Origin of the sequence: Micromonospora mirobrigensis (assembly GCF_900091555.1) — a bacterium.
Taxonomy (GTDB): Bacteria; Actinomycetota; Actinomycetes; order Mycobacteriales; family Micromonosporaceae; genus Micromonospora; species Micromonospora mirobrigensis.
This window is the reverse complement of sequence record NZ_FMCX01000008.1, coordinates 157,519-179,968: the sequence shown is the minus strand read 5'-3', so window position 1 is coordinate 179,968 and position 22,450 is coordinate 157,519. Positions and strand designations below refer to the sequence as shown.

22 protein-coding genes are annotated in these 22,450 nt (G+C 74.3%); 9 read left to right on the top strand and 13 right to left on the bottom strand.

From position 1 onward, the window contains the following. Window positions 1-265 precede the first annotated feature (265 nt). Window positions 266-523 (top strand): hypothetical protein, encoded by a 258-nt coding sequence (locus tag GA0070564_RS24225; RefSeq protein ID WP_091613350.1) that lies wholly within the window; start codon window positions 266-268, stop codon window positions 521-523. On the opposite strand, the gene GA0070564_RS24220 is transcribed toward GA0070564_RS24225, so the two are convergent. The 5 genes from GA0070564_RS24220 to GA0070564_RS24200 form a co-directional block, all read right to left on the bottom strand. Next, complete coding sequence (locus tag GA0070564_RS24220) at window positions 516-1,112, bottom strand: Trp biosynthesis-associated membrane protein (RefSeq protein ID WP_091613345.1); 597 nt, start codon at window positions 1,110-1,112, stop codon at window positions 516-518. The genes GA0070564_RS24225 and GA0070564_RS24220 overlap by 8 nt on opposite strands. A gap of 114 nt (window positions 1,113-1,226) precedes the next feature. Next, window positions 1,227-2,780 (bottom strand): anthranilate synthase component I, encoded by a 1,554-nt coding sequence (locus GA0070564_RS24215; RefSeq protein WP_091613340.1) that lies wholly within the window; start codon window positions 2,778-2,780, stop codon window positions 1,227-1,229. Further along, complete coding sequence (hisI, locus tag GA0070564_RS24210) at window positions 2,777-3,205, bottom strand: phosphoribosyl-AMP cyclohydrolase (RefSeq protein WP_091613336.1); 429 nt, start codon at window positions 3,203-3,205, stop codon at window positions 2,777-2,779. The genes GA0070564_RS24215 and hisI overlap by 4 nt, the downstream gene beginning before the upstream one ends. Window positions 3,206-3,261: 56 nt before the next feature. Continuing rightward, entirely contained in the window at window positions 3,262-4,266 is a 1,005-nt protein-coding gene (locus GA0070564_RS24205) for an aldo/keto reductase (RefSeq protein ID WP_091613332.1), read from the bottom strand. After that, window positions 4,263-4,652, bottom strand: coding sequence for a MerR family transcriptional regulator (locus GA0070564_RS24200; RefSeq protein ID WP_091613328.1), 390 nt, complete (start codon window positions 4,650-4,652; stop codon window positions 4,263-4,265). Before GA0070564_RS24200 ends, GA0070564_RS24205 begins: the two co-directional genes overlap by 4 nt. A 106-nt stretch (window positions 4,653-4,758) precedes the next feature. Here GA0070564_RS24200 and GA0070564_RS24195 point away from each other — a divergent pair, with 106 nt between their 5' ends. Genes GA0070564_RS24195 through GA0070564_RS24185 form a run of 3 tightly spaced genes read left to right on the top strand, consistent with a single transcriptional unit; the run spans window position 4,759 to window position 6,856 of the window. Beyond that, complete coding sequence (locus GA0070564_RS24195) at window positions 4,759-5,496, top strand: ABC transporter ATP-binding protein (protein WP_091613324.1); 738 nt, start codon at window positions 4,759-4,761, stop codon at window positions 5,494-5,496. Further along, window positions 5,493-6,248, top strand: a complete 756-nt coding sequence (locus GA0070564_RS24190; RefSeq protein WP_091613321.1) for an ABC transporter permease — start codon at window positions 5,493-5,495, stop codon at window positions 6,246-6,248. The genes GA0070564_RS24195 and GA0070564_RS24190 overlap by 4 nt, the downstream gene beginning before the upstream one ends. Beyond that, a complete protein-coding gene (locus GA0070564_RS24185; RefSeq protein WP_091613318.1) occupies window positions 6,245-6,856 on the top strand; it encodes a TetR/AcrR family transcriptional regulator in 612 nt (203 codons plus the stop codon). The genes GA0070564_RS24190 and GA0070564_RS24185 overlap by 4 nt, the downstream gene beginning before the upstream one ends. A gap of 35 nt (window positions 6,857-6,891) precedes the next feature. Here GA0070564_RS24185 and GA0070564_RS24180 read toward each other — a convergent pair whose 3' ends face one another. Together GA0070564_RS24180 and GA0070564_RS24175 are read right to left on the bottom strand one after the other, a co-directional pair. Then, a complete protein-coding gene (locus tag GA0070564_RS24180) occupies window positions 6,892-8,688 on the bottom strand; it encodes an ABC transporter ATP-binding protein (RefSeq protein ID WP_091613315.1) in 1,797 nt (598 codons plus the stop codon). After that, the gene (locus tag GA0070564_RS24175; RefSeq protein WP_176730817.1) at window positions 8,685-10,559 is read right to left on the bottom strand and encodes an ABC transporter ATP-binding protein; all 1,875 of its coding nucleotides are present in this window, start codon (window positions 10,557-10,559) and stop codon (window positions 8,685-8,687) included. Before GA0070564_RS24175 ends, GA0070564_RS24180 begins: the two co-directional genes overlap by 4 nt. A gap of 173 nt (window positions 10,560-10,732) precedes the next feature. On the opposite strand from GA0070564_RS24175, the gene GA0070564_RS24170 reads away from it, so the two are divergent. The 3 genes from GA0070564_RS24170 to GA0070564_RS24160 all read left to right on the top strand — a co-directional run bounded on the left by GA0070564_RS24170 (window position 10,733) and on the right by GA0070564_RS24160 (window position 14,430). Then, complete coding sequence (locus tag GA0070564_RS24170) at window positions 10,733-11,362, top strand: TIGR03085 family metal-binding protein (protein WP_091613308.1); 630 nt, start codon at window positions 10,733-10,735, stop codon at window positions 11,360-11,362. Between the two features lie 126 nt (window positions 11,363-11,488). Next, complete coding sequence (locus GA0070564_RS24165) at window positions 11,489-12,439, top strand: terpene synthase family protein (RefSeq protein WP_091613304.1); 951 nt, start codon at window positions 11,489-11,491, stop codon at window positions 12,437-12,439. 164 nt (window positions 12,440-12,603) lie between these two features. After that, on the top strand, window positions 12,604-14,430 hold the full coding sequence (locus GA0070564_RS24160; RefSeq protein WP_091613300.1) for an AMP-dependent synthetase/ligase: 1,827 nt from the start codon (window positions 12,604-12,606) through the stop codon (window positions 14,428-14,430). 59 nt (window positions 14,431-14,489) lie between these two features. Here the strand turns inward: GA0070564_RS24160 and GA0070564_RS24155 are convergent, their stop codons facing one another. The 3 genes from GA0070564_RS24155 to yczR all read right to left on the bottom strand — a co-directional run bounded on the left by GA0070564_RS24155 (window position 14,490) and on the right by yczR (window position 18,764). Then, window positions 14,490-15,806: a low temperature requirement protein A gene (locus GA0070564_RS24155; protein WP_245670199.1), complete on the bottom strand. Its 1,317-nt coding sequence runs from the start codon at window positions 15,804-15,806 to the stop codon at window positions 14,490-14,492. Window positions 15,807-15,894: 88 nt separating this feature from the next. Beyond that, entirely contained in the window at window positions 15,895-17,196 is a 1,302-nt protein-coding gene (locus tag GA0070564_RS24150; protein ID WP_091613296.1) for a low temperature requirement protein A, read from the bottom strand. 110 nt (window positions 17,197-17,306) lie between these two features. Further along, a complete protein-coding gene (yczR, locus tag GA0070564_RS24145) occupies window positions 17,307-18,764 on the bottom strand; it encodes a MocR-like transcription factor YczR (RefSeq protein WP_091613293.1) in 1,458 nt (485 codons plus the stop codon). 58 nt (window positions 18,765-18,822) lie between these two features. Here yczR and yczE point away from each other — a divergent pair, with 58 nt between their 5' ends. Continuing rightward, the gene (gene yczE / locus GA0070564_RS24140; RefSeq protein ID WP_091613290.1) at window positions 18,823-19,491 is read left to right on the top strand and encodes a membrane protein YczE; all 669 of its coding nucleotides are present in this window, start codon (window positions 18,823-18,825) and stop codon (window positions 19,489-19,491) included. Window positions 19,492-19,651: 160 nt separating this feature from the next. After that, entirely contained in the window at window positions 19,652-20,113 is a 462-nt protein-coding gene (locus GA0070564_RS24135; RefSeq protein ID WP_091613287.1) for a hypothetical protein, read from the top strand. A gap of 22 nt (window positions 20,114-20,135) precedes the next feature. Here the strand turns inward: GA0070564_RS24135 and hisF are convergent, their stop codons facing one another. From hisF to GA0070564_RS24120, 3 genes are all read right to left on the bottom strand, one after another. Then, the gene (gene hisF, locus GA0070564_RS24130; RefSeq protein WP_091613284.1) at window positions 20,136-20,903 is read right to left on the bottom strand and encodes an imidazole glycerol phosphate synthase subunit HisF; all 768 of its coding nucleotides are present in this window, start codon (window positions 20,901-20,903) and stop codon (window positions 20,136-20,138) included. A gap of 68 nt (window positions 20,904-20,971) precedes the next feature. Further along, complete coding sequence (locus GA0070564_RS24125) at window positions 20,972-21,970, bottom strand: NADP-dependent oxidoreductase (RefSeq protein WP_091613281.1); 999 nt, start codon at window positions 21,968-21,970, stop codon at window positions 20,972-20,974. Window positions 21,971-22,015: 45 nt separating this feature from the next. After that, complete coding sequence (locus tag GA0070564_RS24120) at window positions 22,016-22,447, bottom strand: organic hydroperoxide resistance protein (protein WP_091613652.1); 432 nt, start codon at window positions 22,445-22,447, stop codon at window positions 22,016-22,018. Between the last annotated feature and the right edge of the window lie 3 nt (window positions 22,448-22,450).

The window sequence follows — 22,450 nt, the reverse complement described above, 5'->3', positions numbered from 1 at the left end:
CATCGCATCGATCGATGCCCATGACCTATTCGACCATGGTCCGGCCGACCGCGCAGCGCGGGACGGCGACCGCCGGGGTGTGACGAAGCTCAAGGCCGAACGGTCCTACCCAGGTGGTTCGCAGCGCGCGACAGTTGTTCCGCCCGTCATCGCGGCGAAACGTGAACCGGGCAGCATTCGACTCGGGCAGACTCGACGACGCGTCCACCCGATCGACGACCGGTCCGCCCGACCGTCGCCACCGATCCTTCGTGCGAGGTGACCCATGACCACTCCCGAGTCGCCGTCCACCATCGGCCTCACCACGATCTCGCGCACCGTCGCGTCACTCGCCGTCGGCGTGGTGCACACCCTGGAACGCGCCGTGGTCGGCGAGGCCCGGGTGCGCACCGCCCGGGGCAACGCCTGGGAGGCGGTCTGCGCCGACCGGGCCCGCGCCGGCCAGCGCGCCGAGCTGGACCGACTGGTCACCGAGCTGGCCGCCGCCCGGGCCGCGGCCCGGGACCGCCAGCCGGTCAGCTGACCGTCGGGTCCTCGCCCCGGTCCAGCGCGTCCCACGCCTCCCGGGTCCGCGGACCGGAGACCGGGCCACCGCCGTCCACCGTCGGGGCCCCGCCGCCGCGGGCGCGCCGCTCGTAGCGGGCGCCCATCGCCGGCCAGTGCCGCCCCCGCAGCGCGGTCAGCCCACCGCCGGCCGCGGCCAGCACGCCACCGACCAGGCAGAGCGCCGGCCACTGCCGGCTCAGCTCGCCGTCGAAGCCGGCGAGGAGCCCGTAGCCGCCACCAGCCGCCACCGCCAGGCCGAGCAGCCCGAGCAGGGCGCCAAGCGCCCGGCGGACCGCGCCGCGGGTGGCCAGCAGCGCGCCGCCGCCGGCCAACCCGACCACGGCCAGTGCGGGCAGCCACGGCAGCAGGGCGGCGCCCGTGCGGGCCGTCCGGGTCGGCGGCAGCGGCGGCCGGTCGGTCAGCTCCACCGTCCAGGTCCGGGTCGCCGCGTAGAGCGCCAGACCCGCCCCGGCCAGGCTGAGCAGGACGGCGTACGTCAGCTCGCGGCGCCCGGCCCGCGCCGGCTCCCCGGCCGGCTCCGGGTCCGGCCCGGTCACGGCACTCACCGGGCCGGCTTTTCGTTCGCGACTGCGGGGCTCCGCTGCGCTGCACTCCTCGCGCTCACCGGACCTGCCTTTCGTTCGCGACTGCGGGGCTCCGCTGCGCTGCACTCCTCGCGCTCACCGGGCCGCCTTCAGGGTCTCGGCGGCGGCGATCGCGGCGAGCACCGCGGCGGCCTTGTTCCGGGTCTCCTGATCCTCCGACGAAGGATCGGAATCGGCCACCACGCCGGCGCCGGCCTGCACGTACGCCCGCCCGTCGCGCAGCAGCGCGGTGCGGATCGCGATCGCCATGTCCAGGTCGCCGCCGAAGCCGAAGTAGCCGACGGTGCCGCCGTAGAGGCCCCGGCGCACCGGTTCCAGCTCCTCGATGATCTCCATGGCCCGCACCTTGGGCGCCCCGGAGAGGGTGCCCGCCGGGAAGGTGGCCGCGAGGGCGTCGAAGGCGGACCGGTCGGCGCGCAGGGTGCCGGTCACCGTGGAGACGATGTGCATGACGTGGCTGTACCGCTCGATGGTGGCGAACTCGGGGACCTCGACGGTGCCCGGCTCGCAGACCCGACCCAGGTCGTTGCGGCCCAGGTCGACCAGCATCACGTGCTCGGCGCGCTCCTTCGGGTCGGCGAGCAGCTCGGCGGCGTACCGGGCGTCGGCCTCCGGGGTGGCCCCGCGCGGGCGGGTGCCGGCGATCGGGTGCAGCATCGCGCGCCGCCGGCCGTCGGCGTCCCCGGTGACCTTGAGGTGCGCCTCCGGGGACGAGCCGACGATGTCGAAGCCGTCGAAGCGCAGCAGGTACATGTACGGGCTGGGGTTGGTGGTGCGCAGCACCCGGTAGACGTCCAGCGGGTCGGCCTCGGTGGCCCGCTCGAAGCGCTGGGCCAGCACGATCTGGAAGCACTCGCCGGCCCGGATGGCCTCCTTGGCCGCCTCGACCGCCTTGGGGTAGCCGCCCTCGGGGGTGCGACTGACCACGTCGCCGACCGCCGGCCGCTCGACGGTGGAGATCATGGGCGGAATCGGTCGGGACAGCGCGGTGGTCATCGCGTCCAGCCGTCCCACCGCGTGGTGGTACGCCGCCGCCACCAGCGGCGCCCGGTCCGGGGCGTCGGTGGGCGGCAGCACCGCGTTGGCCACCAGGATCGCCGAGCCCTCGTGGTGGTCGAGCACCACCAGGTCGGTGGCAAGCATCATGCCCAGCTCGGGCAGGCGCAGGTCGTCCTCGGTGAGCTCGGGCAGCCGCTCGAGCCGCCGGACGAAGTCGTAGCCGAGGTAGCCGACCATCCCGCCGGTCAGCGGCGGCATTCCGCTGGCCGGGTCGAAGACCGGACCGGCGAGCTGCTCGACGGTCTCCCGCAGCGCGCGTACCGGGTCGCCGTCGGTGGGCAGGCCGGCGGGCGGGTGGCCGGTCCAGACGGCGGAGCCGTCCCGCTCGCCGAGGGTGGCCAGGCTGCGTACGCCGATGAAGGAGTAGCGCGACCAGGGCGTACCGGCCGGGCCGGCGCCCTGCTCGGCGGACTCCAGCAGGAAGGTGCCGGGGCCGCCGGCCAGCTTCCGGTAGACCCCGACCGGGGTCTCGGCGTCGGCGAGCAGCCGCCGGACGACCGGTACGACCCGCCAGCGCGCGGCCAGGTCGGCGAAGGTGGCCTGGTCCGGGCCGACCGTCCCGTCGGTCATGCGGCATCGCCTCCAGGGGTGACCGGCAGTTCCTCGAAGAAGCACGAGCGGTGCCCGGTGTGGCAGGCCGCGCCGACCTGATCGACGCTCACCAGCAGCGCGTCACCGTCGCAGTCCACCGCCACCGAGCGGACGTACTGGTGGTGGCCGGAGGTGGCGCCCTTGACCCAGTACTCCTGCCGGCTGCGCGACCAGTAGGTGGCCCGGCCGGTGGTCAGCGTGCGGTGCAGGGCCTCGTCGTCCATCCAGGCGAGCATCAGCACCTCGCCGGTGTCGTGCTGGCGCACCACGGCGGCGACCAGGCCGTCGGGGGTGCGGCTCAGCCGGGCGGCGACGGCGGGGTCGAGCCGGGACGGGCGGGCCGGGCCGCCGGTCGCGTCGGAGCGGTCGGGACCGGCGGTCAGGGGAGCGTCAGGTACGGGCACAGTGACCCATTGTCCCGCACGCGCCGCGGCCCCCGCCGCCGCGTCCCGGAGGCCGGTCAGTGACCGACCGTCCGCATCCCCGCCTCCGGGTACCGCTGGCCGGCCACCGCGTCGGCCGGCACCGCCTCGCGCAGCCGGTTCCGCTGGGCCGGGGTGAGCCGGATGTCGGCCGCCGCCGCGTTCTCCTCCAGGTAGCGGACCCGCTTGGTGCCGGGGATCGGCAGGATGTCCTCACCCTGGGCGAGCAGCCAGGCCAACGCCGCCTGGGCCGGGGTGCAGCCGATCTCGGCGGCCACCTCGCGGACCGCCTCGACCAGCTTCAGGTTGGCGTCGAGGTTCCCCTCGGCGAAGCGCGGCACCCCGGCGCGCCAGTCGTCGGCGGCCAGCTGCTCCCGGCTGGTGATCGCCCCGGTGAGCAGCCCTCGTCCCACCGGCGAGTACGCGACCAGCGCCACGCCCAGCTCCCGGCAGGTGTCCAGCATCTCGGCCTCGACGTCCCGGCTGAACAGGGAGTACTCCATCTGCACGGCGGCGATCGGGTGGATCGCGTGGGCCGCGCGCAGGGTGGCCGGGCTGACCTCGGAGAGGCCGACCAGCCGGATCTTGCCGGCGGTGACCAGCTCGGCGAGCGCGCCGACGGTCTCCTCGATCGGGGTGGCCGGGTTTCGCCGGTGCAGGTAGTACAGGTCGATGGTGTCCACGCCCAGCCGGCTCAGCGAGGCGTCGCAGGCCTCCCGGGCCCAGGCGGCGCTGCTGTCGACGTACGCGCCGGGGGTGCCGGTGCCGCCGAAGCTGTCGCCGCGGCTGCGGTTGCCGAACTTGGTGGCCAGGAAGACCTCGTCGCGGCGGGCCCGCACCACCGGGCCGAGCAGCCGCTCGTTGGCGCCGAAGCCGTACATGTCGGCGGTGTCGAGGTGGTTGACGCCGAGGTCCAGGGCCCGGTGCAGGGTCCGGGTCGACTCGGCGTCGTCGCCCTGCCCGTACGCGAAGCTCATCCCCATGCAGCCGAGGCCGACCGCCGAGACCTCCGGTCCGTGCGCGCCCATCCGTCGTCGCATCATGCCTGCTCCTCCTCCGCCCTGCGGTACACGTCGATCTTGTAGTTGAGGATCTCCAGGTCCTCGGTGAGCTCGGCCATCCGGGCCAGCACCCGGGCCCGGTGCGTCTCGAACAGCGCCCGCCGGGCGCCGAGCGTCCGGTCCCCCTGGCGGGCCAGCTCGGCGTAGCGGCGCATGTCCCGCACCGGCATGCCGGTGCGGCGCAGCCGGGTGAGCAGGACCAGCCAGTTGACGTCGGACTCGGTGTAGCGCCGGCGGCCCGCGGAGTCCCGCCCGACCGGGGCGACCAGCCCCTCCTGCTCGTACCAGCGCAGCGTGTAGGTGGTCAGGCCGACCCGGGTCGCCGCCTCGCCGACCGACAGGCCCATCTCCTGGGTACTGATGTCCACGGGCCCCAGCCTTCCAGTTCGAGCACGCTCGAAGTCAACCGTTGCGGGGCGGGGCACAACTCATCTAGCGTTGAGTTCAACAGGTGATGAGTTTCGGAGGCGGGCGATGGACGAGGCGGTGGCGGTCCACGACCTGGTCGTGGAGCGCGGCGGGCGACGGGTGCTGCACGGCGTCAGCTGCGCCGTGCCGCGCGGCACGGTGACCGGGTTGCTCGGTCCCAGCGGCAGCGGCAAGACCACCCTGATGCGGGCGGTCGTCGGCGTGCAGACCGTCGGCTCGGGCACGGTCACCGTGCTCGGCCGGCCGGCCGGCTCACGGGAGCTGCGTTCCCGGGTCGGCTACCTCACCCAGGCGCCCAGCGTCTACGCCGACCTGACGGTGCGGGAGAACGCCCGCTACTTCGCCGCCCTGCACGGCCGCGGGCACGCCGAGGCCGACCGGGCCGTCGCCGACGTCGGGCTGGCCGACGCCGCCGGCCAGCTGGTCGGCACCCTCTCCGGCGGGCAGCGCAGCCGGGCGTCGCTGGCCTGCGCCCTGGTCGGCGACCCGGAGCTGGTCATCCTGGACGAGCCCACCGTCGGGCAGGACCCGGTGCTGCGGGCCGACCTGTGGGCCCGGTTCCACGCCATGGCCGCCGCCGGGACCACCCTGCTGGTCTCCAGCCACGTGATGGACGAGGCCGCCCGCTGCGACCGGCTGCTGCTGATCCGCGAGGGCCGGCTGATCGCCGACGACACCCCCGCCGGGGTACGCGCCACCGCCGGCGTCGACGACCTCGACGAGGCGTTCCTGCGACTGATCCGCGCGAGCGAGGCGGACACCGCCGGAAAGGACGCCTCATGAACCCGCGCATCCTGGCCGCCACCACCGGGCGCATCCTGCGCCAGTTGCGGCACGACCGGCGCACCGTGGCGCTGCTGCTGGTCGTCCCCACCGTGCTGCTCACCCTGGTCTACTTCATGTACGTCGACCAGCCCACCCCGCCCGGGGCGCCGGGCGTCTTCGACCGGGTGGCCCTGATCATGCTGGGCTTCTTCCCGTTCATCATCATGTTCCTGGTGACCAGCATCGCCATGCTCCGCGAGCGCACCACCGGCACCCTGGAACGGCTGCTCACCACCCCGCTGGGCAAGCTCGACCTGCTCTTCGGCTACGGCATCGCCTTCGGCCTGGCCGGGGTCCTCCAGTCCACGGTGGCCTCGGTGGTGGCGTACCGGCTCTTCGGGCTGAGCACCGCCGGCAGCGCCTGGCTGGTGGTGCTGATCGCCGGGGTCAACGCCGTGCTCGCGGTGGCGCTGGGGCTGTTCTGCTCCGCCTTCGCCCGCACCGAGTTCCAGGCCGTGCAGTTCATGCCGGTGGTGGTGGCGCCCCAGCTGCTGCTCTGCGGGCTCTTCGTGCCCCGGGGCGAGATGGCGGGCTGGCTCCAGGCGGTCAGCGACGTCCTGCCCCTGTCGTACGCGGTCGAGGCCCTCCAGGAGGTCGGCGCGCACCCCGACCCGACCGGCACGATGTGGCGGGACGTGGCGATCGTGGCCGGCGCGGCGGTGGTGGCGCTGGTGCTGGCCGCCGCGACGCTGCGCCGGCGCAGCGGGTGACGGCCCGGCGCACCGGCCGGCGGCCCGGCAACCCGGACACCCGGGAGGCGATCCTCGCCGCGGCCCGGACCGCGTTCGCCGAGCGTGGCTTCGACGCCGCCTCGATCCGGATCATCGCCACGGCGGCCGGTGTCGACCCGGCGCTGGTGCACCACTACTTCGGCACCAAGGAGGAGCTCTTCCGGGCCACCGTGGCGATCCCGATCGACCCGGCCGAGCTGCTGCCGGAGGTGCTCGCCGGCGGCCGGGACGAGGTCGGCGCCCGGCTGGTCCGCACCTTCCTGACCGTCTGGGACTCGCCCGCCGGCACGGCGGCGGTGGCGCTGCTCCGCTCGGCGGTGAGCAACCCGTGGACCGCCCGGCTGCTGCGCGAGTTCCTGGTCACCCAGGTGCTGCGCCGGGTCCTCGACCGGCTCGACCTGGACCCGGCCGAGGTGCCGCTGCGGGGGTCGCTGGTGGCCACCCAGCTGGCCGGCCTGGCCATGATGCGCTACGTCATCCGCCTGGAACCGGTCGCCTCCGCCCCGCAGGACACCCTCGTCGCCACCATCGGCCCCACCCTCCAGCGCTACCTCACCGGCCCGCTCCCCCCGCCCGACCAGGGCTGACCGGCGCGGGTCAGCGGGTCTGTTCGAGCCAGGGATCAGCGGGTCTGTTCGAGCCAGGAGGCGTAGAGGAGGGCGTAGACGGAGTCGGGGTCCTTGAGCAGGTCCTCGTGGGGGCCGCGCTGGACCACCCGGCCGCGGTCCACCACGATCACCTCGTCGGCGGACTGGGCGGTGGAGAGCCGGTGCGCGATGGCCAGGGTGGTCCGCCCCCGGGTCACCGCGTCCAGGGTGCGTTGCAGGCGTACCTCGGTGGCCGGGTCGACCGCGCTGGTGGCCTCGTCGAGCACCAGCAGGTCAGGGTCGGCGACGTACGCCCGGGCCAGCGCGACCAGCTGCCGCTCCCCCACGCTCAGCGCCTCGCCGCGCTCGCCGACCGGGGTGGCCAACCCGGACGGCAGGCCGTCCAGCCAGTCGGCCAGGCCCAGCTCGGTGAAGGCGGCCGTGAGCTGCTCGTCGGTCAGCTCCGGCCGGGCGAACCGGACGTTCTCCCCCACCGTGGCGTCGAACAGGAACCCGTCCTGCGGCACCATGACCACCCGGGAGCGCAGCGAGTCGAACCGCACCTGGTCCAGCGGCACCCCGGAGAGCAGCACCGACCCGGTGGTCGGATCCATCAGCCGGGTGAGCAGCTTGGCGAAGGTGGTCTTGCCGCTGCCGGTCTCGCCGACCACCGCCACCCGGCTCTTCGCCGGGATGTCCAGGGTGACGTCGTGCAGCACCGGCGGGCCGCCCGGATAGGCGAACCCCACGTTGGCGAAGCGGACGTCGACCGGGCCCGGCGGCAGCTCGCGGCCCTGCTCGCCCGGGTCGGCCACGTCCGGGGCGACGTCCAGCACGTCCAGCACCCGCCGCCAGCCGGCGATCGCGTTCTGCGCCTCGTTGAGCACCTCGGTGGCGATCTGCACCGGCTGGATGAAGAGCGTCACCAGGAACAGGAACGCGGTGAGCTGGCCGATCGACAGGGTCCGGTCCACGCCGAGGCTGACCCCGACCACCACCACCCCGGCCAGCGCCAGCCCGGCCGCCAGCTCGCCGACCGAGCTGCCCAGGATGCTGATCCGGATGGCCCGCTGCTGCGCCTCGCGCTGCCGCTCGATCGCCCCGTCCAGCCGCCGCTCGGTCCGGCCCGCGATGCCGTAGGCCCGGATCACCGGCGCCCCGACCACGCTCTCCCCGATCGTGCCGAGCAGCGCGCCGGTCCGCTGCCGGACCGTCGCGTACGCGCCGGCGAGGCGGCGCTGCAACAGCCGGATCACCAGCACGGCGGGCGCGAAGGCCGCGTACACCACCAGGGTCAGCTGCCAGGAGTACGCCAGCATCACCGCCGTGGTGACCACCAGCTGACCCAGGTTGACCAGCAGGATCACCCCGCCCCACTGGAGGAACTGGGTGATCTGGTCGACGTCGCTGGTCACCCGGGAGACCAGCGACCCGCGCCGCTCCGACTGCTGGTGCAGCATCGACAGGTCGTGCACGTGCCGGAACGCCCTGGTCCGCACGTTGGCCAGCGCGGTCTCGCTGACCGTGAACAGCCGCCGCATCATCAGGTAGCCGCAGGTGGTGGTCACCACCAGCACGGCGGCGGTGATCACCACCACCGTCCAGACCACGTCCAGGTCGAGGCCGCCGACGATGCCGTGGTCGATGCCGCGCTGCACCGCCACCGGCACGGCCACCCGGCCGACCATGTAGACCAGGGCCAGCGCCAGCGTGCCGGCCAGCCCGACCTTCAGCTCCGGCGACAGGGCCAGCCCGCGGCGCAGCGTCCCCCAGGTCGACTCGCTCCGCTCGTCCGCCGGCCGCTCGGCCTCGGTGGTAGGGGCAGTGCTCACCGGTCCACCTCGATCTCCAGGCCCGAGGTCAGCGGCGCGACCTCGTCGTATGTCCGGTCCTGCTCGCGTTCCTGCTCGGCCTGCTCGTAGGCGGTGACCAGGTCGGCGTACCCGGGCACGGTGGCCAGCAGCTCGGTGTGGGTGCCGCGGGCCAGCACCCGGCCCTGCTCCAGGTAGATCACCTCGTCGGCCAGGGCGATGGTGGCCCGGCGGTAGGCGACCACCAGGATCGACGCGGCCGCCCCGTCGCCGGCCCCGCCGCGCAGCCCGGCCAGGATCGCCGCCTCCACCCGCGGGTCGACGGCGCTGGTGGCGTCGTCGAGGACCAGCAGCCGGGGCCGACCGGCCAGCGCCCGGGCCAGGGTCAGCCGCTGCCGCTGGCCGCCGGAGAGCGAGGTGCCCCGCTCGCCGACCATGGTGTCCAGCCCGTCGGGGAGCGCGGCGACGAAGCCGTCCGCCTCGGCCAGCCGCAGCGCCGCCCAGACGTCCTCGTCGCCGATGCCGGGGCGGTCCAGGCTGATGTTGGCCCGGACGGTGTCGTCGAAGACGAACGGCACCTGGGCGACCAGCGCGACCGTGCGGGCCAGCGACTCGGCGGTCAGCTCCCGCAGGTCCACCCCGTCCAGGGTGACCGTGCCGGAGTCGGGGTCGACCAGCCGGACGGCCAGGGAGGCGACGGTGGACTTGCCGGCGCCGGTCGGCCCGACCAGGGCGACCGTCTTCCCGGCCGGCACGGTGAAGCCGACCGCGCCGAGCACCAGGGTGCCGGGCAGGTGCGCCTCGGCCGGCTCGTACCCGAAGTGCACGTCGTCGAAGGCGAGCGTGGCCGGGCGCGGCTCGGCCGGGTCGAGCCGGCGGTCGCCGTACGGCATCTCGCCGGTGGCGTCCAACACCCGGCGCACCCGGTCCCAGCCGGCGACGCTGCGCGGCAGCTCGGCCAGGACCCAGCCGATGGCCCGGACCGGGAAGGCCAGCACGGTGAAGAGGAAGGCCACGCTGACCAGCTCGGTGACGGTGATCGCGCCGGCCCGGAAACGGAACGCGCCGACCACAAGCACGGCCAGCGTGCCGAGGCTGGGCAGGGTCTCCAGCATCGGGTCGAAGACGCCGCGCAGCCGGCCGACGGAGATCAGCGCGTCGCGCAGCTCGTGGGCGCGGGCGGCGAACCGGTCGGTCTCCTGCGCCTCACGGCCCATGGTCTTGACCACCAGCGCGCCGTCGAAGCTCTCGTGGGCGATGCCGCTGACCTCGGCGCGCAGCCGCTGCGCGCGGGCCTGGCGGGGGGCCATCCTGCGGGAGTAGACGACGTTGAGCGCGAACAGCGCCGGGAAGACCGCCAGGCCGACCAGGGCCAGCGCCCAGTCGGTGAGGAAGAGCGAGACCACGGCGCCGATCAGCATCACCAGGGTGCCGACGGCGAACGGCAGCGGGGCGATCGGGTACCAGGCGGCCTCGACGTCGGAGTTGGCGTTGGAGAGCAGGGTGCCGGTGGAGTTGCGGTGGTGCCAGGACAGCGGCAGTTCCAGGTAGCGGCGGGTGACCCGGCGGCGGTAGGCGGCCTGGAGCCGGTACTGCATGTAGCCGGCGCCGAGCCGGCGGCCGAAGATGCCGACCACCCGCAGCACGCTGATCCCGAACAGCGCGGCGGCGGCCAGCGCCAGGGCGCCGACCCCGACCGAGCCGCGGGCGATCGCCGGCACCACCACGTCGCCGACCACCCCGCCGACGACGTACGCGCTGGCGATGACCATGGAGCCGAAGAGCACACTGCCGGCCACGGCCACCGCGAAGATCCTCGGCTGTTCCCGGATCGCCCGGCCGAGGACCGTCATTCCCCTGCCGAGTACGTCCCGACTCGTCCCGCTCGCCACACTCTCCCCCGCCGTAAGCCGCAATTATCTCCCTCATCCTTACCGCTCGCGGGCCGCTCCGCCGACCCGGAGGGGCATGTCCACCGTCACGTCCGCCGCCGGCGTGGCGCCCGGCGGGAACGCCGCGCGCGGCCGGCGCGCCGATCGGCCGTCGCGGGCCTACGATCGGCGGCATGCCGCGGTACGCCCGAGCCGAGCGCGAGGCGCTCGCCGACCTGATGCTGGAACTGGGACCGGACGCGCCGACCGTCGCGCAGGGGTGGACGACCCGGGACCTGGCCGCCCACCTGATCGTCCGCGAGCGGCGACCGGACGCCGCCGGGGGCATCGTGCTGCCGCCGCTGCGGGAGTACGCCGAGCGGGTGCGCCGCCGCACCGCCGCCGGCCCCTGGACCGAGCTGGTGCGGCGGGTGCGCCGCCCGCCGGTGTGGAGCCCGGTCAGCAACCCGCTGACCGACGAGCTGGTCAACACCATGGAGTTCTTCCTCCACCACGAGGACGTGCGCCGGGCCCGCCCGGGCTGGCTGCCCCGGGACCTGCCGGCCGGCGAGTCGGCGGTGCTGTGGAAGCGGGCGGCGCTGCTGGCCCGGATGGGGCTGCGCCGGTTCCCGGCGGACCTGCTGGTCCAGGCGCCCGGCTTCGGCGAGACGCGGCTGGGCCGGGGCGGCGACCGGGTGCGGCTGGTCGGCGCGCCGGGCGAGCTGGTGCTCTTCCTGTCCGGGCGGCAGCGGGTGGCCCGGGTGCAGGTGGACGGCCCCCCGGCGGCGGCCGAACGGCTGCGGGCGGCCGACCTCGGGCTCTGACCGAGCGTGCGAAACCGGACACGGGAAATGTGAACTTCTTTTCCCGCCAGTGACGGATGCCGATGCCCGGTGCCGTACGCTGCTGTCGCGCCGCCGATCCCCTCCGGTGGCGCGGCAGGGAGCGCCATGCGGAGCTTCGCGGTCTCGGTCCTGCGCGAACCCCCCTTCGTGCCCCGCCGGCACGCCGCCGCCGGCCTGGTCGCCGGGGAGAGCGCCGGCTGGGCGCGCGACCTCGGCCTGGTGCACAGCCCGGCGGGGCTGCGCCGGTTGCGCGCCGCCAACCCGGCCGACCTGGCCGCCCGGGCCTGCCCGGAGGCGCCCGTCGACCGGCTGCGCCTGCTGGCCGACCTGATCACCTGGTTGTTCGTGATGGACGACGCCTGCGACGAGGACGGCCTGGGCGCCAGCCCGGTCCAGCTGGCGCCCGTGGTCGCCCTGCTGCTGGAGGTGCTGGACCGGCACGGGGACGGCAGCGTCGCCCCGCCCGCCGAGGCCGGCCCGCTCGGGGTCGCGCTCGACGACGTGTGCCGGCGGGTACGCGACCGCCGGCAGCCGGCCGCCCTGCTGCGCCTGATCAGCCAGTTGCGGGAGTACCTGTTGGCGTTGCTCTGGGAGGCGGCCAACCGGGAGCACCGGCGGGTCCCCGGCTCCGCCGAGTACGTGCAGATGCGCCGGCACACCGGTGGCGCCCGCCCGGTCTTCACCCTCACCGACCTGGCCCGGGACCGGTGGCCGGGCGCGGTCGGTCGGGCCGACCCTGGCCTGGCCGCCCTCGACGCCCTCGCCGCGGACCTGGTCTGCTGGTGCAACGACCTGTTCTCCTACGGCAAGGAGCGCAGCAGCGCGCCCGACGCGCACAACCTGGTCAGCACGATCGCCGGGGAGGACGGGCTGGACGAGGAGGCGGCGCTGCGGGCGGCGGCCGACCGGTACAACGCGGGGCTGGCCGCGTACGCCGCGCGGGAGGCGGTGCTCTCGGCGGCCGGCAACGAGGCGGTCCGGGACTTCCTGACCACGCGGCGGGACTGGATCCGGGCCACCTACGACTGGTCCCTGGCGGCCACCCGGTACGCCTGAACCGGCCGGCCCACCCCGCCGTCCCGGCCGGACCGCAGCACCGACCGGGCTGGTCACGCTCCGGTGACGGCACTAGCCGATCGCCGGGTGCAGGCAATACCCTTCGGTAACCGCAAAACGACGTGACCCCCGTCACGCCTCCACCCCTGAAGGCGGCTTCAGCGATGGCTCTCGATGTACCGTACCGCTCGATCCCCGACATGTTCCTCAAGCGCGTCGCGGCGTCCCCCGATCGGCCCGCCTTCGCCCACCCGGCCCCCGACGACTCGGGGCCGGTCTGGTTGACCTGGGCGCAGGTCGGGCAGCGGGCCCGGGCGGTCGCCGCCGGGTTGCACGGGCTCGGTGTCGGCCTGGAGGACCCGGTGGCCATCCTGGCGAACACCCGCATCGAGTGGGTGATCGCCGACTTCGGCATCATGTGCGCCGGCGGCGCCACCACCACGGTCTATCCCACCACCGAACCCGAGGACGCCACCTACATCGTCGCCGACTCGGGCTCCCGGGTGCTCTTCGCCGAGAACCCGGCCCAGGCCGCGAAGATCGCCGGCGCGCGGCTGCCCCGGCTGACCCACGTGGTGCTCTTCGACGGCGCCGCCGACCCGGACGCCCCCGTCCCGCAGCTCACCCTCGCCGAGCTGGAGGAACGCGGCGCGCAGGCGCTGGCCGCCGAGCCTGACCTGATCGACATGCTGGTCGCCGGCATCGGCCCGGACCAGTTGGCCACGCTGATCTACACCTCGGGCACCACCGGGCGACCCAAGGGCGTGGAACTGCTGCACGGTGGCTGGTGCTGGGAGGGCGTGGCCCAGGAGCAGGTGGGGCTGCTCCGCGACGACGACCTGCAATACCTGTGGCTCCCGCTGTCCCACTCGTTCGGCAAGACCCTGCTCTGCGGCGCCACCCACGTCGGCCTGCCCACCTACGTCGACGGCCGGGTGGACAAGCTTGTCGAGATGCTCGCGGTGGTGAAGCCGTCGCTGATGTGCGGGGCGCCCCGGGTCTTCGAGAAGGTCTACAACAAGTCGGTCACCACGGCGCAGGACGCCGGCGGCGCGAAGGCGAAGATCTTCGCCTGGGCGGTCCGCACCGGCAAGGAGAAGGTCGGCCTGGAGCAGGCGGGCAAGCCGGTGCCGGCCGGGCTCAGGCTGCGCTACGCGCTGGCCGAGAAGCTGGTGTTCAGCAAGATCCAGCAGCGCCTGGGCGGGCGGATCCGGGTGCTGGTCTCCGGCGCCGCGCCGCTGAGCCAGGAGATCGCCACCTTCTTCGCCGCGGCCAACCTGCCCATCTCCGAGGGGTACGGCCTGACCGAGACCAGCGCCGGCAACTTCGTCAACCCGCCAGACGGGCTGCGGATCGGCACCGTCGGACGGGCGATGGGCGACCTGGAGTGCCGGATCGACACCGACGGCGAGATCCTGGTCCGCGGCCGGCCGGTGATGCGCGGCTACCACAACCTGCCCGAGGAGACCGCCGCCGCGTTCACCGAGGACGGCTTCTTCCGCACCGGCGACATCGGCAGCCTCGACGACGACGGCTACCTGCGGATCACCGACCGGAAGAAGGACCTGGTCAAGACCTCCGGCGGCAAGTACATCGCGCCCAGCCACATCGAGGGCATGTTCAAGGCGATCTGCCCGTACACCTCGCAGGCGATCGTCATCGGTCAGGCCCGCAACTACTGCACCATGCTGGTCACCCTCGACCCGGACGCGATCGCCGGCTGGGCGGCCGGGGGGCCGCTGGAGGGCCGACCGTACGCCGAGGTCGTCGCCTCGGACGAGGCCCGGGAGATGGTCGAGGGCTACGTCGCGGAGCTCAACGCCAAGCTCAACCGCTGGGAGACCATCAAGAAGGTGGCGATCCTCCCCCGCGACCTGACCATCGAGCACGGGGAGATCACCCCGTCGCTGAAGATCAAGCGTCGGGGCGTGGAGAGCAACTTCGCGGCCGAGATCGACAGGATGTACGCCGGCACCCTCGCCGAGCTGTAGCCGACCGGCACCACACGACGGCCGTGCCCCACCGTCCCGGGGCACGGCCGTCGCGCAGCTCAGAGATGGTCGCGCCGCCACCGGCTCTGCTCCTCCTCGGCGGCGTACTGCTCCGCCAGGGCGAGCTGCCGGACCTGCCGCCGTCGGCCGTCCTCGCTCAGCGTCTCCGCGGCGACGACGGCGAGGACGAGGACCGCCAGCAGGACCAGCGTCACCAGTTCCGGCAGCGGCGCGGCGAGCGGGGCGACGCCGGCGAGCACCAGCACCCCCAGCAGCAGCGGCCAGCGCACCGACCGGAACGCCAGGTACGCGCAGCCGCAGACGCTGAGCAGGTAGAGCCCCACCCCGCCGTAGAAGACGGTGATCCAGAAGCCGCCCAGCGGCACGCCCCAGGACGGGCTGCTCGGATCGGCCGCCTCGGCGAGCAGGTCCTTGAGCCCCAGGGCGAAGAAGATGACCCCGGCGATCATCGGCAGGTGCAGGAAGGTGTACCCGTCGCGGGCCAGCCGGAACCGGGCGACCGGGTCGCGGGCGTGGTGCAGGGCCTGCTCCAGGGCGAACGCCACGGTGTCGAAGTACGCCCACCAGAGCATGGCCGCGATCGCGATGCCCAGCACGGCGGCGGCCGCCACCGGACCGGTCAACGGCAGGTCGGTGAAGAACTTCGCGCCCAGGCCGAGCGCGATGATCGTCTCGCCCAGGGCGATGAGGACCATCAGCGCGTGCCGCTCGGCCCAGTGCCCGGCCGACACCACCACCCACCACGACCGGCCCAGGGTGACCCCGCCGACGTACTCGACCAGCAGCGCCACCGTCCAGAGCGCGAGCTGCACCGCGGTCGCCGTCGGCCGGTCGGCCAGCCGTTGCGGCACCGTGCCCGCGACGACCAGCAGTGTCGTGGCCGCCAGCACCAGAGCCAGCCGCACCAGCAGGTAGCGGCGGCGGGCCGGATCCTCCCGGTCCACCCGGGCGAAGACGGCGAGCTGGACGCCCCGGATCACGAAGTAGCACCCGGCGAAGACCAGCGGTCCGGGCAGCCCGCCGGGGCGGTCGACGAAGGCTCCCGGAATGCTCACCACGAGCAGGAAGGTCGCGGCGATGGTGAGGAAGCCGACCAGCGGCAGCACCCCCTGATCGGCCCGGACCCCGTTGCCCAGCCGGGCGAACCCGGTCCAGCACCACCAGAGCAACGCCAGCACCAGCAGGCACCGGTAGAGGTTGACCGGGGTGGGCGCGGTGGCGGTCAGGCTGGTCACGCTGAGGAACGCGAAGACGAACACCAGGTCGTAGAAGAGTTCCAGCCGGGTGGTCCGGGTCCCGGGTGCACCCGGCCGGACGCCCCGGGACCACCGGATGCTCCGATCGGAAGATCCCACCTCGGCAGTGTCCCAGCCGGCCGGTCCGGCAGCGGCGGATCCGCGGACCGCCCGGCGATCGGAGCGCCGAGGTGCGGGGACGGGCCGCTCAGAGGTGGCGGCCCCGCCACTGGTTCGCCTCCGCCTCCAGCGCGGCCTGCTCGTCCAGCGCGGTCGCGCGGACACCCTGGCGCAGGTCCCGCGTTGCCGGGAGCTGGATCAGCACCACCGCCACGACCGCACCGTTCAACAGCAGCAGCGCCAGCAGCGCCGGTAGCGCGGCGGCCACCGGCAGCAGCGCGGTGAGCAGCACGGCCCCGGTCAGCAGCACCCGGTCGAGGCGCCGCAGCGCGCGCAACTGGATCGCGGTCAGGGCCAGCAGGATGAGGATCACTCCGCCGTACAGGACGAGCAGCTCCAGGGTGTCCAGGTCCTCCTCCGCCGCCGGGTGCGGAGCGTCGAGCACGCCGGACAGCAGCCGCTTGAGACCGAGGGCGAAGAGGATGATCCCGACGATCAGCGGCAGGTGCAGGTAGGTGTAGATGTCCCGGGCCAGCGGGATGCGCTCGGCCCCTCGGACGCCGTGCAACCGCTGCTCGACGGCGGCGGCGATCCAGTCGAAGTAGAGCCACCACAGGACGGCGATGACGCCGATGCCGAGCACCGCCGCGACCACCGTCGAGAGACCCAACGGCCGGCCGGCCCGGGCGGTGGTGCCGATCCCGAGCGCGATCACCGACTCGCCGAGGGCGACCAGCACGATCAGCGCGTGTCGCTCGGCCGCGTGCCCCACCGAACGCAACCGCCAGCCGGTCCGGGTCAGCAGCAGCCCGCCCGAGTACTCCACGAGCAGGGCGGTGATCCACAGGCCGAGCCGGGTGTTCAGCACCGCCCCGGCCGGCACCACCCGCTGCGGCACGGTCGCCGCCACCAGGATGAGGAGGGCACCGGTCATGGAGGGCCCGGTGAGCATCAGCGAGCGCAGTCGGGGCGCCCCCTCCTCCCGCGCGATGCTCCAGAGCGCGGTCGCCTTCATCACCCAGGTCACCAGGTAGGCGACGGCGAACAGCCACGGCCCGTACAGGCCGCCCGGCACGTCGCGGAACGCCACCCCGCTGCTCAGCGCCAGCACGAACACCGCCGCCGTCACGGCGAACCCGATCGCCGGCATCACCCCGACGTCGGCCCGCAGGGCGTTGCCGATCGTGACGAAGCCCGTCCAGCACCACCAGAGCAGGATCAGCACGAGCAGCGCCTCCAGCAGCGCCCGGGGGGTCAGGTCGTCGGAGGTGATGGTGGTGACGTTGAGGAACGCGAAGACGAACACCAGATCGTAGAAGAGCTCCAGCCGGGTGGCCCGGGTTCCCGGGCCACCCCAGCTGACCAGCCGGGACCGGGTGATCGCGCCCATCAACGCAGTCTCGCAGCCCCGGCCGGGACGGCCGACCGGAACGACCGATCCGGCTCAGGAGACGGTCTGGCAGCCGGGGGTCCGGCCGGCCTGCGCGCCGCGCCGGCCGGTCAGGCGATGACGGTGGCCTCCCGCCACGCCGGGCGGCCGGCCCGGTCCAGGTCGTAGCGGACCGCGGCGAGCCGGCCGACCGCCTCCGCCAGGTCGTCGGCGGGCAGGGTGAAGGGCAGCCGCAGGAAGCGTTCCAGGGTGCCGTCCAGGCCGAACCGGGGACCGGGCGCCAGGCGTACGCCGACCTCCTCGGCGGCCCGGGCGAGCGCGCTGGAGATCGGGCCGTCCAGCTCCACCCAGAGCGTCACGCCGCCCCGGGGGACGGTGACCCGCCAGTCGGGCAGCCGCTGGGCCAGGGCGTCGAGCAGGGCGTCGCGCTGGGTGGCGAGCTGGGCCCGACGGTCGGCCACGATGGTCGCGGCGTCGGCGAGCAGGTGCACCGCGACCAGCTGGTCCAGCACCGGGCTGGCCATGTCCACCCCGACCCGGGCGGCGGCCAGCCGCTGCACCTGCGGCGCGGAGGCCCGCACCCAGCCGATCCGCAGCCCACCCCAGTACGGCTTGCTCATCCCGCCGATGCTGATCACCCGGCTGTGCCGGTCGAAGGCGGCCACCGGCGGCGGCAGCGGGGTGCCGTCCAGCGGCAGGTCGACGAAGGACTCGTCGATCACCAGGTCGGTGCCGGCGGCGTGCGCCGCGCCGACCACCCGCTCGCGCAGCTCGGCCGGCATCAGGTGCCCGGTGGGGTTCTGGAAGTCCGGGATCAGGTAGGCCACCTTGGGCCGGGACTGTCGCAGGCTGGCCAGGAGCAGGTCGGCGTCCCAGCCGCCGCCGTCGGCGGCCAGGCCGTGGGTGGTGATCCGGGCCCGGCGGGCGGCGAGGGCGGCCAGCGCGTTGGGGTAGGTGGGGGACTCGACCAGCACGCTGCCGCCGGGTGCCAGGGCCAGTCGCAGCACCAGGTCCAGCGCGTGCTGCGTGCCACTGGTCACCATGATCTGCTCGGGGCTGGTCGGCAACCCCCGCCCGGTGTACGCCCCGGCGATCGCCTCGCGCAGCTCGATGATGCCGGTCGGGTGGTAGCCGGCGCCGCACAGGTAGCGGGGCAGGTCCTCGGTGGCGGCCCGGGCGGCGGGCAGCAGCTGCGCCGGGGCGGCCAGCGCGGCCACCCCCAGGTCGATCATGTCCCGGTCGTCCTGCGGGGTCCACAGCCCGGTGCTGGCCACCCGGTGGGTGCCCGGGAGCATGGTCCAGCTCCCCGCGCCGCGCCGGCTGGCCAGGTGGCCGGTCTCACGCAGCTGCCGGTACGCGGCGGTCACCGTGGTCCGGCTGATCCGCAGCGCCTCGGCCAGCTCCCGCTCGGCCGGCAGGCGTACGCCCAGGGGGAGCCGGCCGTCGGCGAGCAGGCCGCGGACCGCGGCGGCGAGCGCGGCGTAGTCCGGGCTGCGCCGACGGCCGGGAAGCGCGTGCCACTGACCGAGCAGGCGGGCCAATTGCGCCCCACGTACCTGACTGGTCATGGCCACCCCTCCCTAATTGGCTCTAACAATGCGGGAATTGGCCCCTAGGGTGGCATGCATGGCTCCGATTGGCAATCTCCGGCACCGGCCCGTCCGCCGGCTGACCCAGCTCTACGCCGGCCTGGTCCTGTACGGGGTCAGCATGGCGATGATGATCCGCTCCGACCTGGGGCTGGACCCCTGGGACGTGTTCCACCAGGGGCTGTCGCTGCGTACCGGCCTCTCCTTCGGCACCGTCACCATCGCCGTCGGCGCGCTGGTGCTGCTGCTCTGGATCCCGCTGCGGCAACGACCCGGGCTGGGCACGATCAGCAACGTGCTGGTGATCGGGCTGGTGGTGGACGCCACCGCGGCCCTGCTGCCGGCCGGGCTGCCGCTGCCGGCCCGGATCGCCCTGCTGGTCGGCGGGATCGTCGCCAACGGCGCCGCCACCGGCCTCTACATCGGCGCCCGACTCGGCCCCGGCCCGCGCGACGGCCTGATGACCGGTTACGTGGCCCGCCGCCCCGGCCGGTCGATCCGGCTGGTCCGCACGGTCATCGAGGTCACCGTGCTGGCGCTGGGCTGGCTGCTCGGCGGCACCGTAGGGCTCGGCACGGTCGCCTACGCGGTGGGCATCGGGCCGCTGACCCAGCTCTTCCTGCCGCCGTTCACCGTCGCCGACCCGCCCGCCTCGGGCCCCGCGCCCACCCCGCCCGTCCGGCCGAGATCAACACAACTTCGGTGACGTTGCCGTCTCGCTCCGCTCGGGAGGCGAGGGCAGCACCGGAGTTGCCGGCCGCCCATCCCCCACGGGAGGGGGCAATGTGGAGGGTGTGAGCTGGGGTGACGCCCGGTGAGCGGAACTGGGTGTTTTCTTCGCCGAGGGTAGCGGGCATCATTCCTGCATGGGGGAGAACGGTTGGCACCGTACCGATGCCTGGATCTTCGTGTCCCTGGTGATCGCCAGCGGCGCGGGACGGCACCGCCGCGCGGCGTCGACCCGCCGGCCGGAGGGCGTACGCCTGGCCGACGTGCTCTCCACAGCGGACCACCTCAACCGGGCCATCCCCGAGCGGCACGAGGTGGAGTCGGCCGTCCGGCGGCTCGCCGGCGCCGGCCTGGTCAGCGTCGCCGACGGCTGGTTCCGGATCACCCCCGACGGCGAGCGGCTCTGGCGTACCCGGCCGAACGCCGGGCTCTCCACCACGGTCGACACCGTGCAGGGGGCGCTGGACCGCCGGCACACCCCGGGTGACGCCGAGTGGCGGCTGCCCGAGGAGGACCACGCCGCCGCCGTGCAGGAATACCTGGTGCGCTCCATCCCGGCGCCGCGCCGCTCCCCCGAGGGGCACTCCGAACGGCACTGAGCGGCCCGGCCCGCGCCCCGGGTCAGCGGACCGGGTGACCGGCCCCGCGCAGGGCGTCCTTGACCTCGCCGACGGTCAGCTCACCGAAGTGGAAGACGCTGGCCGCCAGCACCGCGTCCGCGCCGGCGCCGATCGCCGGCGGGAAGTGCGCCACCTGCCCGGCGCCGCCGCTGGCGATCACCGGCACGTCGACCACCGCGCGGACGGCCTCGATCAGCGTCAGGTCGAAGCCGGCCTTGGTGCCGTCGGCGTCCATCGAGTTGAGCAGGATCTCCCCCGCGCCCAGCTCGGCGCCGCGGGCCGCCCACTGGACCGCGTCGAGCCCGGTGCCCCGGCGGCCGCCGTGGGTGGTCACCTCGAAGCCGCTGGGCGTGCTGCCGGCCGGCGCCCGCCGTACGTCCAGCGAGAGCACCAGCACCTGCCGGCCGAACCGGTCGGCGATCTCGGCGATCAGCTCCGGCCGGGCGATCGCGGCGGTGTTCACGCCGACCTTGTCCGCGCCGGCGCGCAGCAGGGTGTCCACGTCGGCGACCTGGCGTACGCCGCCGCCGACGGTGAGCGGGATGAAGACCGACTCGGCGGTGCGCCGCACCACGTCGAGCATGGTGCCCCGGTCGCTGGAGGACGCGGTGACGTCCAGGAAGGTCAACTCGTCCGCGCCGGCCCGGTCGTAGGCCGCGGCCAGCTCCACCGGGTCACCGGCGTCGCGCAGGTCGAGGAAGTTGACCCCCTTGACCACCCGACCGGCGTCCACGTCCAGACACGGGATCACCCGTACCGCCACCGTCATGCCGCGAGCCTATCCAAGAAGCCGGCGGCGGCGGCCGACCTGTGAGGCCGACCACCGCCGCCGGACGGTCACACCCGGACGAGCATCTTGCCGAGGTTCTCGCCGCGCAGCACGCCGAGGAACGCCTGCGGGGCGTTCTCGATGCCGTCGACGACCGTCTCGTCGTAGGAGATCCTGCCGTCGCGCAGCCAGCCCGCCATCTCCTGCACGAACTGCTCGCGCAGGTGACCGTGGTCACCGACGAGGAAGCCGCGCAGGGTGAGCCGCTTGCCGATCACCAGGGCCAGGTTGCGCGGGGCGGCCGGCGGCTCGGTGGAGTTGTACTGCGCGATCATGCCGCAGATCGCGGCCCGGCCGTGCAGGTTCATCGCGCCGATCGCGGCCTCCAGGTGGTCGGAGCCGACGTTGTCGAAGTACACGTCGACGCCGTCCGGGGCGGCGGCCTTGAGCTGCTCGTACACCGATCCGTCGTGGTAGTCGAAGGCGGCGTCGAAGCCCAGCGCCTTGAGCCGCTCGACCTTGGCCGGGGAGCCGGCGGAGCCGACCACCCGGGCCGCGCCGCGCAGCTTGGCGATCTGACCGACCATGCTGCCCACCGCGCCGGCCGCGCCGGAGACGAAGACCGTCTCGCCGGGCTTCATCTCGGCCACGTCGAGCAGACCCGCGTACGCGGTCAGCCCGGTCATGCCCAGCACGCTGAGGTAGGCGCTGGCCGGGGCGAGATCCGGGTCGACCTTGCGGGCGGCCTTGGCGTCCAGCAGCGCGTACTCGCGCCAGCCGAGGCCGTGCAGCACGGTGTCGCCGGGCTCGAAGCCCTCGGCCTCGCTCGCCACCACCTCGCCGAGCGCGCCACCGTCGAGCGGCGCGTCCAGCGCGAACGGCGGCACGTACGACTTGACGTCGTTCATCCGGCCACGCATGTACGGGTCGACCGACATGAACCGGTTGCGGACCACGATCTGGCCGGCGCCCGGGGTGGGCACCTCGGTCTCCACGAGGCGGAAGTTCTCGGCGGTGGGCCAGCCCTGCGGGCGGGAGGCCAGGTGGATCTCACGGTTGGTGCTCATGGGCTCGTCCTTTCGTACGCGGATCGTCGTCGGGCCGGGCGGCGGTCAGGCCGCGGCGGTCTCGCGGACGGTGAGCGCGACCTCGATGTTGCCCCGGGTCGCGTTCGAGTACGGGCAGACCTGGTGGGCGGTCTCGACCAGCTGCTCGGCGGCGGCGCGCTCGACGGCCGGCAGGTCCACCACCAGGGTGACGGCAAGACCGAAGCCGCCGCTGCCGTTCGGGCCGATCCCGACCTCGGCCTCGACGACCGAGCCGGAGACGTCGGCCTTCGCCTTGCGGGCCACCAGGCGCAGCGCCGAGTGGAAGCAGGCCGCGTAGCCGGCGGCGAAGAGCTGCTCGGGGTTCGCCGCGCCGCCCGCGCCACCCATCTCCTTGGGGATCGCCAGGTCCAGGTCGACGGTGCCGTCGGTGGTGCGGACGTGGCCGTCGCGGCCGTCGCCGGTGGCCTGCGCGGACGCGGTGTAGAGCACCTGCATGAT